The organism is Pseudoalteromonas sp. NZS37 (assembly GCF_015864265.1).
GTDB classification, from domain to species: Bacteria; Pseudomonadota; Gammaproteobacteria; order Enterobacterales; family Alteromonadaceae; genus Pseudoalteromonas; species Pseudoalteromonas arctica.
The window spans coordinates 392830-409092 of sequence record NZ_JADYXL010000003.1 but is presented as its reverse complement, the minus strand read 5'-3'; the positions used below and the strand labels follow the sequence as shown (position 1 = coordinate 409092).

The 16263-nt window shown below is 36.7% G+C and carries 19 protein-coding genes and 1 pseudogene; 6 read left to right on the top strand and 14 right to left on the bottom strand.

Features of this window, described 5'->3' with window-relative positions:
- Window positions 1-33: 33 nt before the first annotated feature.
- From I6F47_RS07750 to I6F47_RS07710, 9 genes are all read right to left on the bottom strand, one after another.
- Window positions 34-798, bottom strand: a complete 765-nt coding sequence (locus I6F47_RS07750) for a 2-keto-4-pentenoate hydratase (RefSeq protein WP_165722734.1) — start codon at window positions 796-798, stop codon at window positions 34-36.
- Between the two features lie 138 nt (window positions 799-936).
- Entirely contained in the window at window positions 937-1341 is a 405-nt protein-coding gene (locus I6F47_RS07745) for a hypothetical protein (protein ID WP_002958658.1), read from the bottom strand.
- 109 nt (window positions 1342-1450) lie between these two features.
- Entirely contained in the window at window positions 1451-1609 is a 159-nt protein-coding gene (locus I6F47_RS07740; protein WP_007378675.1) for a hypothetical protein, read from the bottom strand.
- A 26-nt stretch (window positions 1610-1635) separates the two neighbouring features.
- Window positions 1636-1980, bottom strand: a complete 345-nt coding sequence (locus I6F47_RS07735; protein WP_197183640.1) for a hypothetical protein — start codon at window positions 1978-1980, stop codon at window positions 1636-1638.
- Window positions 1981-2396: 416 nt separating this feature from the next.
- A complete protein-coding gene (locus I6F47_RS07730; RefSeq protein ID WP_165722732.1) occupies window positions 2397-2687 on the bottom strand; it encodes a hypothetical protein in 291 nt (96 codons plus the stop codon).
- Between the two features lie 107 nt (window positions 2688-2794).
- Window positions 2795-3205 carry a hypothetical protein gene (locus I6F47_RS07725; RefSeq protein ID WP_197100571.1) on the bottom strand — a complete coding sequence of 137 codons (411 nt, stop codon included), beginning with the start codon at window positions 3203-3205 and terminating at the stop codon, window positions 2795-2797.
- 342 nt (window positions 3206-3547) lie between these two features.
- A complete protein-coding gene (locus I6F47_RS07720; protein ID WP_002958660.1) occupies window positions 3548-3835 on the bottom strand; it encodes a putative quinol monooxygenase in 288 nt (95 codons plus the stop codon).
- Window positions 3836-3914: 79 nt separating this feature from the next.
- Window positions 3915-4730, bottom strand: a complete 816-nt coding sequence (gene dkgB / locus I6F47_RS07715) for a 2,5-didehydrogluconate reductase DkgB (RefSeq protein ID WP_165722730.1) — start codon at window positions 4728-4730, stop codon at window positions 3915-3917.
- A 417-nt stretch (window positions 4731-5147) separates the two neighbouring features.
- Window positions 5148-6320: an MFS transporter gene (locus I6F47_RS07710; RefSeq protein ID WP_024593033.1), complete on the bottom strand. Its 1173-nt coding sequence runs from the start codon at window positions 6318-6320 to the stop codon at window positions 5148-5150.
- Window positions 6321-6435: 115 nt separating this feature from the next.
- On the opposite strand from I6F47_RS07710, the gene I6F47_RS07705 reads away from it, so the two are divergent.
- Window positions 6436-7323 (top strand): LysR family transcriptional regulator, encoded by an 888-nt coding sequence (locus I6F47_RS07705; protein ID WP_197113101.1) that lies wholly within the window; start codon window positions 6436-6438, stop codon window positions 7321-7323.
- Window positions 7324-7345: 22 nt separating this feature from the next.
- Here I6F47_RS07705 and I6F47_RS07700 read toward each other — a convergent pair whose 3' ends face one another.
- Complete coding sequence (locus I6F47_RS07700; RefSeq protein ID WP_165722728.1) at window positions 7346-7825, bottom strand: hypothetical protein; 480 nt, start codon at window positions 7823-7825, stop codon at window positions 7346-7348.
- A 169-nt stretch (window positions 7826-7994) separates the two neighbouring features.
- On the opposite strand from I6F47_RS07700, the pseudogene I6F47_RS20720 reads away from it, so the two are divergent.
- Together I6F47_RS20720 and I6F47_RS07695 are read left to right on the top strand one after the other, a co-directional pair.
- Window positions 7995-8242, top strand: a pseudogene (locus I6F47_RS20720) (LysR family transcriptional regulator); the annotation flags it as partial.
- Window positions 8243-8506: 264 nt separating this feature from the next.
- Entirely contained in the window at window positions 8507-9547 is a 1041-nt protein-coding gene (locus I6F47_RS07695) for a metal-dependent hydrolase (protein ID WP_197183639.1), read from the top strand.
- 74 nt (window positions 9548-9621) lie between these two features.
- On the opposite strand, the gene I6F47_RS07690 is transcribed toward I6F47_RS07695, so the two are convergent.
- On the bottom strand, window positions 9622-10584 hold the full coding sequence (locus tag I6F47_RS07690; protein ID WP_024593037.1) for a sensor domain-containing diguanylate cyclase: 963 nt from the start codon (window positions 10582-10584) through the stop codon (window positions 9622-9624).
- 328 nt (window positions 10585-10912) lie between these two features.
- Window positions 10913-11182 carry a hypothetical protein gene (locus I6F47_RS07685; RefSeq protein WP_007580861.1) on the bottom strand — a complete coding sequence of 90 codons (270 nt, stop codon included), beginning with the start codon at window positions 11180-11182 and terminating at the stop codon, window positions 10913-10915.
- Window positions 11183-11423: 241 nt separating this feature from the next.
- Here I6F47_RS07685 and I6F47_RS07680 point away from each other — a divergent pair, with 241 nt between their 5' ends.
- Both I6F47_RS07680 and ykgO read left to right on the top strand, forming a co-directional pair.
- Window positions 11424-11690, top strand: coding sequence for a type B 50S ribosomal protein L31 (locus tag I6F47_RS07680; protein WP_007580864.1), 267 nt, complete (start codon window positions 11424-11426; stop codon window positions 11688-11690).
- Complete coding sequence (gene ykgO / locus I6F47_RS07675) at window positions 11687-11821, top strand: type B 50S ribosomal protein L36 (RefSeq protein WP_002958669.1); 135 nt, start codon at window positions 11687-11689, stop codon at window positions 11819-11821. The genes I6F47_RS07680 and ykgO overlap by 4 nt, the downstream gene beginning before the upstream one ends.
- Window positions 11822-11884: 63 nt before the next feature.
- Here the strand turns inward: ykgO and I6F47_RS07670 are convergent, their stop codons facing one another.
- Window positions 11885-12271 carry an OsmC family protein gene (locus I6F47_RS07670; protein ID WP_024591728.1) on the bottom strand — a complete coding sequence of 129 codons (387 nt, stop codon included), beginning with the start codon at window positions 12269-12271 and terminating at the stop codon, window positions 11885-11887.
- A gap of 83 nt (window positions 12272-12354) precedes the next feature.
- Complete coding sequence (locus tag I6F47_RS07665; RefSeq protein WP_165722725.1) at window positions 12355-12744, bottom strand: cytochrome b562; 390 nt, start codon at window positions 12742-12744, stop codon at window positions 12355-12357.
- 614 nt (window positions 12745-13358) lie between these two features.
- On the opposite strand from I6F47_RS07665, the gene I6F47_RS07660 reads away from it, so the two are divergent.
- Window positions 13359-16199 carry a TonB-dependent receptor domain-containing protein gene (locus tag I6F47_RS07660; protein ID WP_197183638.1) on the top strand — a complete coding sequence of 947 codons (2841 nt, stop codon included), beginning with the start codon at window positions 13359-13361 and terminating at the stop codon, window positions 16197-16199.
- Window positions 16200-16263 lie beyond the last annotated feature (64 nt).

Below are 16263 nucleotides of genomic sequence, written 5' to 3'. Positions count from 1 at the left end.
GTTTTATTATGACCGTTAAAATGAGTATTACGCTTAATGGGATAAAAATGTCACATTAAATGTATTTAAATCTTCATATGTAATACATGTTTGCTCATTGGTATTAAGCTCAACAACACCACAGTAAGAACCAGTTATAAACACTTGCCCTGCTTTTAAGTTAATTCCCTTTGCTGATAAGTAATTAACTGCCCAATAAAGTGGAAGCTGCGCAAGTTCTGCAGGATGCACACCTGCTAGGTTTAACTCCAGCTCAGTTTGCTTAACGTTAATATTTACAGTACTTGCGTTATACGCTTTGGCTTTATCTATTTGTGGGCCTAAATACACGCCTTGATTAGATAGGCCATCGGCCAGCTTTTCAATGTGCGTGCTTGGAGTGTCTTCATCAAACCTTTTTTGGATAAGCTCAAGTGCCAAGTGGGCGCTGGCAAATGCAGTATCCACGTCTTCATTTTTATAGGTCTTATTACTTGGTAAATCGCTTTGCAAAATAAATGCAATTTCTGGTTCAACAAGCGCTTTATTGTTTGTTGTATACAGTGGGCAATTTTCAGCTTGTTTTATAGGTGCATGTAAAAGAGGCGCTAATATAATTGAGCCATTATCTAAAGGCAGCATACACTTCCAGCCATATACCGTTTGATCATTTAAGTAAATCATCAACTTTTGTACTTCTATTGCATCGTCAGTCGAGTCTAGTACTAACTCTTTAGGAAAGTTTGAACGTGCTGGGTTTTCATCTCTTTGTGCTAATAGATGAGTAGCAATTAGTTTTAGCTGTATTGAGTTGTTCACATAAATCTCTTTAAAATACGTTACTGGTTAAGCAGTAAATAGGAAGGATTACATTATTAATGTATTAGCTTAAGCATTAGAACATCATGTTAAATGCCTATAATTAAAATTGTATTTAAAACAAAGCGTGGTAATTATTTAAGTATCAATAGATTTAAGCGATCGTAAAAATAGTCCTAAGCCGCCAAACGCTAAAATTATAATAACAATCAAATCAAACGACGTCATAGTTCGCATACTAAATCGAACACTCGATATAACGCCAAATATGAGTGCGGTTAACGAACCTAGAGATAGCACCCAGCCTAAAATATTTTTAGAATTGTAAAAAATCAGACCCACACCAAAAATAAATGGGATCATAACCATGCCGCCTGTAACGCCAAAGCCACCTAAAGCATTAACACTATAAATGCGAGAACTTAGTCCAAAATTAGAGGTCACCGAAATTGCGTTTAGCAGCATATAAAAGCCACCGCACATCATAATCAAACCAATAAAAAAATGCCCAATACCACCAGAGCTTCCACCCGCACCTTTCATTATTAATTATTCCTTTTATATTTTTAACTTAATCGTTTTAAATGGTAATTACTCGACTATTAACATTGACCGCAATCTACATAATCAATCAGTGCACACGCGAAAACACTTATCGCGTAATTACATGCCAAATAACATAAAACCAAGATAAAAAACCATGCAAAATTGCCCATAACACAGACTCGTTAGCACTCCATGAAATAGCAATTGCTAGGGCTGTACCAAAAGAGACTCCATATTTTACTATTTCATTTCTTGAGTTTCTCATTAATTACATTCCTAATTTTTAACTTATTAGCTGCTTGATTTGCTTACTAAAACTGAAAGCTCTTTACCATCAATACTGATACTTGCTTCTTTGCCTAGTTCAACAACTAAAGAGGGTGCCATATGTTTTTCACCTAGTTTCAGGTCAGTTGCTAAACTAACAGTAGAATCATCAATTGGCGTTACTGTAAGAGCAAAACTATACGAATTATCAACTGAAATTGATGCCTCTTCATTTGAATTTACAACTAAATTAGTTGAGCCAATTAGGTTTTTATTATCATAAAATTTGGCATTCACTACAAAACTATCATTAGCTTGTGCAAATGAAGCAAAGCCTAACAACGCTATTATTGCGATTAATTTTTTCATTATTATTTCCATATAAATTGATACAGCTAAAGGCTATTAAAGCTTTATTAGCTGTGATTTTTCAGCTAGCAATTTACCAACTAATGATTAAAAAACTTATGTTTTAGCTCTGATGAAGTAACCAACGCCCAGCGAACTAATATAGAACAACACTCCAAATACACTAATATCAATGAGTAGCTTTAGAATGTCAAAAGTATCTGTAAACACAAGATACTCAAAAGTAAATAAGTGAAATATAACTTTTGATCCGAAATACGCAGTTAATAAAGGGATTACAAAAATAAGAATAGATTGATTTGATTTATTAATTTCCATACCCATGTCTCCATTATTAGTTTAATTAACTCAGCTGTAAAATAGGTAAGTACTGAAGGACGAAAATTGCCAGCGGCTAGCCTCCCTTCTCGCCTTAATTACTTATACGGTGCTACCTTGAATTCTCTGCTTTGTAATTCATGGTAGTTATTTATCTTTGCAACTGCATTTTTGACTTGATCAGAAGTTGCACTTTTACAGAAGTATAGAACATATCCTCCCGTAATATCTTTATTAGAACTGAATGCATATTCAAGACCGAACTTTTCACACAATACGTCTTCAATATAATCCTTGTGATCGTAATCAATTAATTCAATTGATGCACCCCATTCAACGTGTTCTCTAACTTCAATTTTTGACAAGATATATCTGAATTCATCAAACATGTCACGTATACCTTACGTCTTATAATAGAAAGTGGTTAGTTAAAATATGCAGAAGTAAGGAGCCTATTAACAACTACCAGGCTTATAGTTAAATTACTACCTAAGATTTACCCTACTCTAATTCCCATCGTCATAGGTGGATAAACATGTCTGATAACAAAATTTTTTTCATTATCAAAAGTTAGTGTAAATTGATTTACTACGCCTTCACCTAAATGATCACTTTCAACAATGTCGCATATTCGGCTCGGCAGTTTTGAAATATTAAAAGGGTACAATAATTCAATTCTTTCTACAGGTTCTATACTCAAGCCTAAACTTGGGTAATAACCAATAGCGTCAACTTCACACGGTTTAATTAAATAAGTTTTGCCATCTTCAAATTCTAAGGTTATTTCATAGCAAATCAAAAAACCTTCATTACTCTTATCTTGCCATGCTAGGTGAACTTTTTCGTGAATATGACTTAATGAAACAGCTATAAGAACTTTTCCTTTCAAACTATTCAAGTCGAACATATATGCTTAATGCCTTAAATTACATCTTTCTATATTTACACCAGAGAATTTTAATGTAAACAACAAATTAAATAGGCTATTTATTAGAGTGGGTTGTGATATCAAAACGACTTTTAATAAAGTTATGAACCTCTTTTGATTTCGACGCACTACGAATGCGAATTAACAAAAAAGAGTCCTAATAGGTTTCATTGATATTGGCGAAGTTGAGTATTTAGGCAGGTTGGGCTGTAAGAATGAAAGGTGATGTAGGTTAACAGCACCTATTTGAGTATTTACTTTATGATATGTAATTTAGCTAAGTATTTTAATACGTACCATAATAGGCACTATAAAAAGAATTTAACCAATTGATTTATATACATCAATACTACTATTGGTTAAAAGCCCAGTAACTTGCGTACCAAATGCTTTAAAGTGTGGCTCGTTTTTATGCGCTTCAAAGTGCTCGTCAGACGCCCACTGTTCGCTAACAACGTAGTCGGTATGTTCATCATCACTTTTTACCGATAGTTCATAACGTAAGCACCCTACTTCTTGGCGCGATGACTTTTGTAAGTTTTCAAGTGCTGTAAGCATCACATCTGCATCAATATTTTTGCACGACAGTGCAGCTATAACCGTTAACATGTGTATTCCTTCTTAAAAGTTAAGGTGTAGATAATCTACACCTTAAAATATTTAGTTTAACTTTGCGTTTGAGGTAAGTTTACTGATCCCACTGCGGCGCAAATTCTGGTGTTGCTTGGCGGTCGCCACAATCTAGGCCATCAATGCGGGCTATGTCTTCATCATCTAATTTAACGTGGTCGTTAAAGTTATCTTCTAAGTTTTTACGCTTAGTTGATGATGGAATTGTCGTCATACCGCTGGCGTTAACCCATGCTAAAACAACTTGTGCTGGACTTGCATCGTGCTTTTTAGCAATATCGATAATGGTTTGATCTTTAAGTACTTTGCCTACTACAAATGGCATGTACGCTGTTACATGAATGTCGTGCTGAGCACAAAATGCGCGTAATTTAGTATTAGTTAAATATGGGTGCACCTCAACCTGATTGGTAAATATTTCACGCGAGTCAAGCGTTTGCATTGCTTCATTTAAGTTTGCAATGGTGAAGTTTGATACACCAATGTGCTTAGTTAAACCAAGCTGCTTCGCTTTTAGTAATTCAGTGAGGTATTCACTCATTGGCTCGTCGTTAGCAGGCGATGGCCAATGAATTAGCAGTAAGTCGACCGAATCAACTTGTAGCTTTTCAAGTGACTTTTTAACGCTTGGGATAAAGTCGCCTTTATTTAATTTGTTATTCCACACTTTGGTGGTTAAGAATATTTCACTGCGCGGAATATTACTATCTTTTATAGCTTGGCCTACTTGCTCTTCGTTGCCATAAATTTGTGCAGTATCAATATGGCGAAACCCAACTTCGAGTGCCATTTTTACTGAGTTATAGGCCGTGTCGCCCTCTAAGCGGAATGTTCCCATACCGAGTTCTGGCATTTCTATTACACGTTTTGTCATGGTTTATCCTTATAAAATAATCGGTTTGAAATACAAACTTTTAAAAGTTTTACGAAATACACCTTTTACTTCTTATTACGACTGTCACTTAAAAATCTATGACCTCATAACAGGTATGAGGTCATTAATTTTAGTTTCAAGGTTAGGGTCTGTTAATCTTTAGAGATTACATTTGCAGCAGTGTATTTGGTATTTAGGCAAGGCAGAGCCTATGCAGTGTGGTTGTTCCACATTAATAGGCGATAACGCAGCATAAATGCCAAATACGCGCTGCCTGTAGGTTCTTCCTAGGGTGGATTTACTCTTTGTCCCTCGATTTTTACTTAGCCCACTAGGTTACAAACCTCGCTCCGTGATTAAATCCTCCCTAGATTGAACAAATTTAATCCTAAAAGGTCAACAGACCCTGCTAAGGCTTTATGCTTGCTGAATTTCACGTTTATCAAGCATACCGCTGTAGCGTGTAACACCAAGTGCTAAAACAGAGATAACGGCGCCTATCCATGCTGTATCTTGCAGGGTCATGTTCTCTACTACGCTACCACCAATAATTGAGCCAAGTGCAATACCAATATTAAATGCGGCTATGTTTAAACCTGATGCAACATCTACCGCATTTGGCGTGTGCTTTTGTGCTTGCTTTACTACATAAAGTTGCAAGCCTGGCACATTACCAAAAGCAAATGCGCCCCAGACTAAAATAGTAAGTACAGCAGCAATTTTTGATTCCATCGTAAAAGTAAATATCAGTAAAATAATACTCAAAGCGCTGAATATAATGCTCAGTGCGCTAATTGGGCCGCGTTTGTCGGCCAACTTTCCACCCCAAATATTACCTATCGCTACCGATACACCGTAAACAAGCATTATTAAAGCAATAGCCGAAGGCGCAAAACCTGTTTGTTGCTCTAAAATAGGTGCTAAATAAGTAAACGCTGTAAACGTGCCGCCGTATCCCAATATCGTCATTAAATACACGAGTAATAAACGCGGTTTTACAATTACTTGTAGTTGTTCTTTAAACGTGGCTGGTATTGATTGTTTTAAGTTTTTTGGCACTAAAATAGAGCTGCCGATTAATGCAATTAAACCTAATACCGACACAACTAAAAACGTTGCACGCCAACCAAAGTGTTGTCCAATCCATGTACCTAGTGGCACACCAGTTACTAGTGCTACAGTAAGCCCGGTAAACATAATTGCAATTGCACTGGCTTCTTTGTCTTTGCTTACTAGACTTGTGGCAATCATCGATCCGATTGAAAAAAACACACCATGGGCAAGCCCCGTTAAAATGCGCGCAAGTATTAATGTTTCGTAACTTGGCGCTTGCCAAGCGAGTAAGTTACCCAATACAAACAAGCCCATTAAGCTTATTAAGACCACTTTACGATTCCAACGACCCGTTAAAGCTGTTAGCACCGGTGCACCAATAGCAACGCCAACCGCATATAAACTTACAAGCAAACCCGCTGAAGGTAGGCTTACGCCTAAGTCGTTTGCAATGGTGGGTACTAATCCCACTATTACAAACTCAGTTGTTCCTATTGCAAATGCGCTTAAGGTAAGCGCCCACAAAGCCAATGGCATAGTTATATCCTCATTAATATTTGAAGAATGTAGTTTGGCTAAAATATCGTTTGCAAAAAATAGCATTAGTGACAAAATACTTTTGTTAATAATGCAAAGATGGTGTTGGTATATTATGGCGGTTCATTCAAAAACTGAAGATTTAGAAACGTTTATAACGGTAGTAGATTGCGGAAGCTTTTCGGGGGCAGCTAATTTGCTCGATCAACAAGTGGCTAAAGTGTCGCGAGCTGTATCACGCCTTGAAAATACACTGCAATGCACTTTACTAAACAGAACAACACGCCGATTAGAACTTACCGAAGAGGGCCATACTTTTATAAAATATGCGCGCGAAGGATTAAATACGCTTTATACCGGTGAAGAAGCCATAAAGCTTTTAAAACAAGCGCCAAGTGGCAAGCTGCGAATAGATGCGGCAAGCCCTTTTGTATTGCACCAACTTACGCCTTTAATTGACGAATTTGCCAAGCATTACCCCCACATAACGCTTGATATAACCTCACACGACAGCATTATTGATTTACTTGAACATAAAACCGATTTAGCCATACGCATTGGTGATTTAAAAGACTCAAACTTACATGCTCGTAAACTCGGCAGTAGTCAGTTACGTATTGTAGCCAGCCCAGAATATATAAAAAACAACGCAGCAATTATACAAATAGATGACTTACAAAATCATAAGTTAATTGGTTTTAGTGACTCCCCAAAATTAAACACTTGGCCGTTAGTAAAGCCCGCTTTATTTACGTTTTCGCTTAGCGCAAGCAGCGGCGAAACAGTGCGCCAACTATGTATTGCAAACCAAGGCGTTGCGCTACTTTCTCACTTTATGATTGGCAATGACCTAAAAACAGGTAAATTAGTTGAAGTGTTACCCAGTGCAGTTAGCTCTCCTAATAACCGAGAGGTTGTACAAGCCGTGTATTATAAAAACAGTGCGGTATCGTCTCGAATTGTGGCTTTTTTAGATTTTATAAAGCCACGACTAAGCTTATAACTATATTAAAAAGCAAGTTAAATTATGCTTGGTTATTAAAAAGCAAACCTGAATTTTTATTATCTGAAGATGATGAAAACATTGAATCCATTAAAGTAGATACATTTTTTCGCACTGTTAATTGTATCGACGATAGCTCACTATCGAGTTGCTTTTTAAGTTCGCTTAGCTCTTCTATCGCTCCCCCTGTGGGCGTATCAGAACTATTGGTCATTTCTCTTATTTTACTCTGTAAATCTTTAATTGACTCGATCGCTTTATTCATTTGAACTGCTGAATTGTCACTCGAATCTTCTGTTTCGCTGCTAATAATAGACTTTGCGTCTTCAGTAGCTGCAGTAGAGCTCGTAGTTTTTTCGGCGTCTTTATTTAGAGAAGAGTCTGCTTTAGCCTCTGGACTTTTACTAGGATCATCCGTTTTTACAGTGTTTTTATTTAAATTACTTAGGCTTGAATAGCCATTGTCATTGTATAACTGCGAAGAAAGAGTTCCAAAATTCATTTTTGCCTCATGTGTCTAAAAATTGACGACTTTATTTTTATAATTAGAAGCAATTATCATTCCAAATATGGTAACAAATTGACCATCCGTATTTTAAACGGGAACAGGACTTATAAGTCGCCACGGGGTATTATTTTTCTTAATTTAAAATGCGAGGAAAGCTATACTTTTAAAATACGCCTGCGAAAGGCTAAATATTTTATGCACAGATGAAAACGCCATAAAGCTTTAAAACAAGCGCCAAATGGCAAGCAGCTAATAGATTCGGCAAACCCTTTTGTATTGCATCAACTTACGCCTTTAATTGGTGAATTCGCTAAGTAATACCCTCACATAACGCTTGATATAACCTCACACGGCAGTACTATTAATTTACTCGAGCATAAAACAGACTTAGCCATACGTATTGGTGATTTATAAGATTCGAACTTACATGCTCGTAAACTTGGCCGTTAGTAAAACTCATTTTATTTACGTTTTCGCTTAGCGCAAGCAGCGGCGAAACAGTGCGGTATCATCGCGAATTGTGGCTTTTTTAGATTTCATAAAGCTTAGGCTTAGTTTATAAGTTCTGCGTATTAATATTGATATGCTTATTAAATGGTTTAACCGATTTTTTGACGCTTTTTAATAATCAAAAAGTATAAATAATAAAAGTAGTAATTAAAGGTATTAATTAAAATGGATTCTTTAACGCAGGTAGCATTAGGTAGTGCTGTAGGTTATGCAGTATTAGGCAATAAAATAGGTCGAAAAGCCGTTTTATGGGGAGCAATTTTAGGCACGCTCCCTGATTTAGATGTATTTTTGCCATATGGCGGATCTGTAGAAGCATTTACTTATCACCGTGGCTTTAGCCATTCGTTATTAATACATTTATTAATTAGCCCGCTCATTGTATGGCTAATATTAAAAGTACACGCGGGAATGCAAATTTATAAAGTGCGCTGGTTTTGGCTAGTATTTTTAAGTTTATCTACACATGCCCTATTAGACAGCCTAACGGTATACGGTACACAACTACTCTGGCCTTTTACTGAGTACCCCTTTGCGGTTTCTAGTGTGTTTATTATTGACCCCGCTTACACGCTTCCTTTATTAATTGGCGTAATATGTACGCTAATACCCAAAATAAAAGCAGCAACGGCTTATCGTATAAATGCAGCGGCTTTAGTTTTAAGTAGTCTATATTTATTTTGCGTTTTAATTTTAAAAGTAAATATTGATGACAAAGTAAAAACGGCTCTCAACAACAGACAAATACCAGTAAATGCGTATGTTAGTACGCCTGCTCCGCTAACCACTTTGCTGTGGCGTATTGTTGTGATGTCTGACGGACAATACTACGAAGGTTATGCATCAGTATTTGACGCACCCAGCGATGTTACATTAACGGCTTATCAAACAACGCCTTCACTGTTAAATAATATTAGCGATGAATGGGCTATAAAACGCTTGCAGTGGTTTACTAAAGGGTTTTATTCGGTGCGCCAACAGCAAAGCAATATTGTACTTTCTGATTTACGTATGGGCATGGAGTGCAACTATGTGTTTAATTTTGTAGTGGGTCAAAAAAATGATTCAGAAGTGAGCATTGGTAACTTTGAAAAAATAAGTCAAAGACCAAACTTAAACAATCTTCATAAAATATGGAACAGGGTTTGGCAACCAAATGTGTCTTTAGCATCACCCGCGGCAAAAAATGACTGCAATAGCGAATAACGGCATATTATAAGATTCGTACTAGCATGAGGAAGTTAAGTGAAGTTCAAGCAGCAATTAAACTAAATAGTTCACTAAAGTGATTGCTGCTTTTTTTGCTGATACATTGCAACATCAGCATCTTGAATCATATCCTCAACTGATTTACCTGTATCGTGTTTAAAGTGTGTTACTCCTACACTGTAGTCAATTTTGTATGGCTTATTTAAGGTATTATTAGCATGCGCTATTGCATCCGCAAACCTTTGTAAAACAAACTCTGCTTTTGTCTCGTCTGAGTCGCTTAACATCGCAACAAATTCATCTCCGCCAAGTCGACCTATGACTTCACAATCACGAAATGAACTAAGCATAATTTGTGCAAATTTATTTAATACAAAATCGCCTTCGTGGTGTCCATAAATATCATTAATTTGTTTAAACTTATTGAGATCAAACAATATAAACGACATTGATACTTTATTTCGCCTACATACATTTAGCGTATGTTCGGCAAGGTTTAAAAAGCCACGTCGATTAGAGATTCTTGTTAACTCATCAATTGTGGCTAGTTGAATTGATTGAATTTCTCGCTCGACTAACGTGCCTAAATCTCTTAGTAATTGTTTTTCTTCATCATTGAGTTGTCTAGGTTTATTATCGGCAAGGCACAAAGTGCCTATAATGACTCCCTCCCTTAATTTTAAAGGAAAGCCTGCATAAAAGCGTACCTTAGGATCGCCTGTAACAAAGGGGTTATCAAAAAACCTTTCGTCTTGAGCTGTATCTGGGATTATTAATAACTCGTCTTGATTTATGGTGTGGCCACAAAATGAGGTTTCGCGAGGAAGCTCAGGCGCATCAAGCCCCTGCCTTGATTTAAACCACTGGCGGTCTTCGTCAATCAAAGTAACCAATGAAATAGAAACATTAAACATACGCTTGGCAATACGAGTAACACGATCAAAGCGCTCTTCATGAGACGTATCTAGAATTTTTAATGCTCTAAGCGCGTGTAATCGCTCAGCTTCGTTATTTGGAATCTCAGGTTTAATCATTAAAGCTCTATTAATTTTAAATGTTTTATAAATTACGAAACTGGAGCGAATATTTTCGAGTATATAATCCGATAAACTTATTTAAACTATAAACAGTCTGCCTATTCAAACTAGAACATTACCTAAAAATAGCAATAAATAAATATTTATAAATATCAGTAAGTCGTTCCTAAATAAAGATAAGATTCAATCCGCAAAAAATTATGATTTAAACAGGTGGGAGTAGTGGTTGATACAACATAGCTACTCTTTAATGAAAAAGTAGTAGTGGCTATTTAGTTTTATTTAAATAACCACTGGATTTGGCATACTTACAAAAATAAACACTTTAATTTTGGTGCTCATATTGTCCACGGTAAACTTCAAATACTTTTAAAACAGTATGTTGCTCTTTAGTTAGGTTATCAAACCAATCATCAAACAGCTCATCATCTTCTTGCTCGCTTAGTGCCATATATCTTGCTAGTAATTCTACAATATCATTGTGGTTGCAGGTTAAAGGATTTACTTGTTGCGCCAAGGTACTGTGGTCGCGCTCTCTTAGGGTTTCCATCACCCCTTGATCAATTTGTTCTTGTTGTTGTGTTGCGTCACTCATACATAACCTCTGTAATAACTTTATAACCGTATTTGTTAACGTTTTAACTCTTAAATATAGTTATAACAGCCTAAACGCCAATAGCCAGCATTTTTGATTCAAGTGCTTATTTTTTGATTTGTTTGCGCAAATAGCCAGCAATTACGGCCTTTTTGAGGAACATTTAAATAATTTGCAATGGGAGAATAAATACGTTAAATTAAAATGATATACTATCACATATCATTTATTGAGGCGTATTATGAAACCAAATATTCATCCTGATTACCACGTGGTTGCTTTTCACGATACCGCTGCCGATTCTTACTTTATTATTGGCTCAACCATAAAAACGAGCCGCACAGTAGAAATAGACGGTAATACATATCCATACGTACCTATTGATGTATCAAGTGACTCGCACCCATTTTATACAGGCAAGCAAAAAACAACCGCTACAGATGGCCGCGTTGCGCAGTTTAATCGTCGTTTTAAAAGTTTATCGACTGTTAAAAAGGAAAAGGTATGAAAGTATTAAGCTCTCTAAAAAGTGCCAAGCAACGTCCGGGGTGTCAAATTGTAAAACGCAAAGGCCGCGTATTTGTAATTTGTAAAAACAACCCACGCTTTAAAGCAGTACAAGGAATGAAAAAGAAATAAGTTAAACGGGGATGCTCAACATATAATTAGGTAGCTTGCTTAAGCTACCTAATTTAGGGGGGACTATTTTACCACTACTGAAAACTCTGGCACTGCCTGAATTACTTTTTTTACCGTACAGGTATTAACGGCTGCAATAAGCGCCTTTTTATATTTATCAGGGAAGCCTTCTGGTAAGTTAATCTCAATTGAAAATAGCTTTTTACCGTTGTCATCTACATTTTCGTTATTTTGAGTAAGCGTCATACCTTGCGTTGAAATATCACGCTGCTCGCAAAACTTACGCGCATAAAAACCTGCACATAAAACCATACTTACTAAAAAATAATCAAACGGTTCTGGATACTCTGCATTGCCACCAGCGTTTACGCTTTGATCGCTTATTACTTCTAGGTCGCCAAATTTAGCGCTTTGCTTTTGGCCTTCTAACATTGAAACTGAAATTTCCATTGTGTTTCCTTATATTTATTGCTGCAGATATCTTTAACGCAATTAGCTTAAAAGTAGCTACTAAAGATACATATAGTCTAGGTTTATGAACCGAACAGTAATTCAAAGAACCCTGGAGGCTCGTGTAACTCATGATATTTTTTACGTAAATCATCTATATTTTTCAGTGGTTCTTTTGCCGCACTTAGCCCCTGCTCGTTTGCTGCTTTTTTTGCAAGTTCAGCTTGCGCAATCACTTTATCAAGGCCCTGCAATGACTGCTCAGGTTTTTTGTAAAACTTACCTGTTTTACTCACTTTAACCAGCTTTATAAATTCATCAATCGCAGTATTAAATTCACTAAGTTGAGTTGCCTGCACCGCTTGTTTATATGCAAGGCCCGTGTTTTTCATATTTACTTCAAGATCGACTTCTTGCTGCGCAAAAGACATTGAACTAAACGCAAAGGTAAAAATAATAACTAAATACTTCATGGTCAAACCTATTAATTAAAAACACCTAAATTGTATCAAGTTTACGTAGCAAAGTAACTTTACGAGCTGTTATGAGCACTTTGAGCTGTAAAGGGGGTTTACAAATTAATCATTTTAAAGCCGCAATAGTGAAAAATATTCAAATAACGATTTTTTTGAATAAAAAACACCTAATAAAAATCACTTTAAAAGAGTAATAACACACATAACCTTTACAAATAAGTACATATAACACTCGCTGACAACTTCATATAAATAAAAATTTATATGTGAATAATTATAAACCGCAAAAAATTGACTTAAAAAACAACTGAAAATTTAACAAATAAAAACCAATGTTAATAACTAAAATATATAAGAAAAACTAAATGTAAAAACACCTCAGTAAATCATTTAAAGGGCCTTTGTAATTAATACCAAAAAACACAATAAAAGTTCTTCAGGTTATTTCAAGTTGCTTATTTTACAGTGAGTTAGCTGCTTTTAATAAAATAATCAGCATGCAATAATCGCCGCCCTCATAAAAAAAGTTATAGGGCTTTATCCAAATACAAACTGTATTTGGATAAAACTACATTGTATTTAATTACTATAAAATGTTCTCTGGGAATCAAATGAAACGTCATAATTTACTTTCTACTAGCATTAAATGTGCATTAATTACTGCTGCTGCAACAGCAAGTAATTCTGTGCTTGCACAAGATGAGCAAGCAACAAAAATTGAACGTGTTGAAGTAACGGGTTCACGTATTTTACGTGAAGGTGCGATTGCGCCTGCACCGGTTACAGTTATCAGTGGCGAGCAGCTAATGAACACTGGCGCAGTAAACATTGGTGAAGCGCTAAATAACTTACCTGCACTTGGCAATACATATTCTATGGCTAACTCAGGCCGTTTTATTGGTACTGCGGGTTTAAATATTCTTGATTTACGTAACATGGGTACAGATCGTACTTTGGTACTTGTAAATGGCAAGCGTCATGTATCAAGCTCTGCAGGTTCTCAATCTGTAGATACCAACACTATTCCAAGTGTATGGGTTGAACGTGTAGAGATAATTACTGGTGGTGCATCTGCTGTATACGGTGCTGATGCGGTAACAGGTGTTGTTAACTTTATATTAAAAGACAACATTGAAGGCATGGACTTTAGCGTTACACGTGGTTTTGCCGATTTAAGCAGCTACAACAACGAAAAAGCGACGTTCTCATACGGCTCTAACTTTGATAACGATCGTGGTAATGCAGCTTTTGCTATTGAGTACTCAGGCCAGGATTCATTAAACGCGCTTGATCACCCTTGGACTAGCACTTCGTTTAGTAGTTTACGTAATCAAGCCCAAACAGATGCAAACAAAGATAGCGCAGCTTTCCCTGATAAAATCTTAACACCTAATGCTGGTTATTACGCTATTAATAACGCCGGTGTTTATGCACTTGAAGATGGATATACTAATAGCTTTAACGCCGACAGCAGCGCTCGCGACTTATACATAGGTGATAATGTAGATGGCTTGTCGTGTGCAAACTGTGATTCGTTTAATCTTGGTCAATTTGAAGAGATTCAACCTGAGTTTGAGCGCTACAACGTAAACTTTAAAGTTAACTACGATGTTACCGACGACTTAAACATTTACTTTGATGCAAAATACGTAAACAGCCAAGGTGAAAGCATAGGTCAACCTGCGTTTTTCTTCTTTGACGATGAAAACAGCATCAAAATCGACAACCCTTACCTAGACCCAGCCATCAAAGCGCGTATGGAAGAACAAGGTGTTGATTCGATCATGGTTAACCGCATGATGACCGACCTAGGCCGCCGCATTGAAAACAATACGCGTGAAACAACGCGCTTTGTTACCGGCTTAAAAGGTACTGTATTTGAAGATTGGGAATTAGATACATCAGTTGTTTATGGCCAAACTGATCTAGAGCGTGAAAACGGCGCTAACATGATTGTAGCCAACTACTTTAATGCACTTGATGCAGTTGAAGATACAAATGGTAACGTAGTATGTCGTAGTGCTGCAGCCCAAGCTGATGGCTGTGTTCCTGTAAATATTATGGGGTTTGGTTCGCCATCTCAACAAGCCATTGATTACATTAATACGGTATCTGTTGGCACATCAACTATTAAGCAAACAGTTATTTCTGGCTCACTTGCTAATGGCGCTATTTTTGAATTACCAGCGGGCTATGTAGGTGTTGCATTTGGTGCTGAGTACCGTAAAGAAGAAAGCGAAACAAAAGAGCCAGATAACGCTGAAGGTACTTTCTTTAACGCACTGGGCGAAGATAAAGGTTCGTTTAATGTTCGCGAAGTATTCTTTGAAGCGACGATGCCAATTTTAACTGACTTACCGCTTATTCAAGACTTAGTGTTTGATACTGCAGTACGTCATGCTGACTACAGTACGATTGGCGAAGCAACTAGCTGGAAACTTGGCCTTGATTGGACTGTAAATGATGAGCTACGTGTACGTGTAACTCAATCTGCAGCACTTCGTGCCCCAAACATTAGTGAAGTATTTGGTGCAGCAAGCCAAACTTTCTACAATGTAGACGACCCGTGTCGCGCTGAAAACTTAGGTGACTTATCAAACGGTGCAACACGTACTGCAAACTGTGCCGCATTAGGCGTAGCGAGTGACTTTAACTCAGATTACGATTCAGCGTCATTAGATGGTTTAAGCAGTGGTAACCGCGATGTAAAAGGCGAAGAGTCAACAAGTACAACTGTAGGCATTGTTTACCAACCAGAGTTTTTAGAAAACGCGCTACTTACTATTGATTACTGGGAAATTGAACTTGAAGATGCAATTGACACAATTAACGCTCAAGACATTCTTGATCGCTGTGTAGATAGCGCAACAGGTATAAACAATCAGTACTGTGACTTAATTACACGTAATGCTAATGGTGAAATTACTTTAATTCAAAACTCTGTATTAAATGTTGCTGGCCAAAAAGCATCAGGGATAGATTTTGAACTAGGTTACGATTTTGACGCGTTTGAAGGTAGCTTTAAAACACGCTTAATTGGTACTTACTTAATTGAACGTAAAGATTACCCGTTCCAAGACGACCCTAGTAACTACATTGAATACGCAGGTACTACAGGTGAAGCTAAGTGGCAAACTAACTTATCTGTAAGTTATGTTATGGACAACTTTTTCTCAACAGTTGAAACACGCTTTTTAAGTGAAGTCGATTTATACACAAATGTTGAACTTGAAAACAACCCAAATCCAAGTAATCAAATGTCTTACGGTAAATACTTTATTACCGATATGACTGTTGGTTATAACTTCGATAGCGGTTTAGGCGTTAAAGTAGGTGTTGATAACGTATTTAACCGTAAACTTCCGTACGGTTCACGTGGTACAAGCGCGGGTAGCGCAAGTTACGATAACATTGGCCGCTTTGGCTACATTAACTTAAGCTACAGCTTATAATTAATAAAATAACTTATAATTAATAAAATAACTTATTAGTTAAAACAAAGGCTCGCAGTGCGAG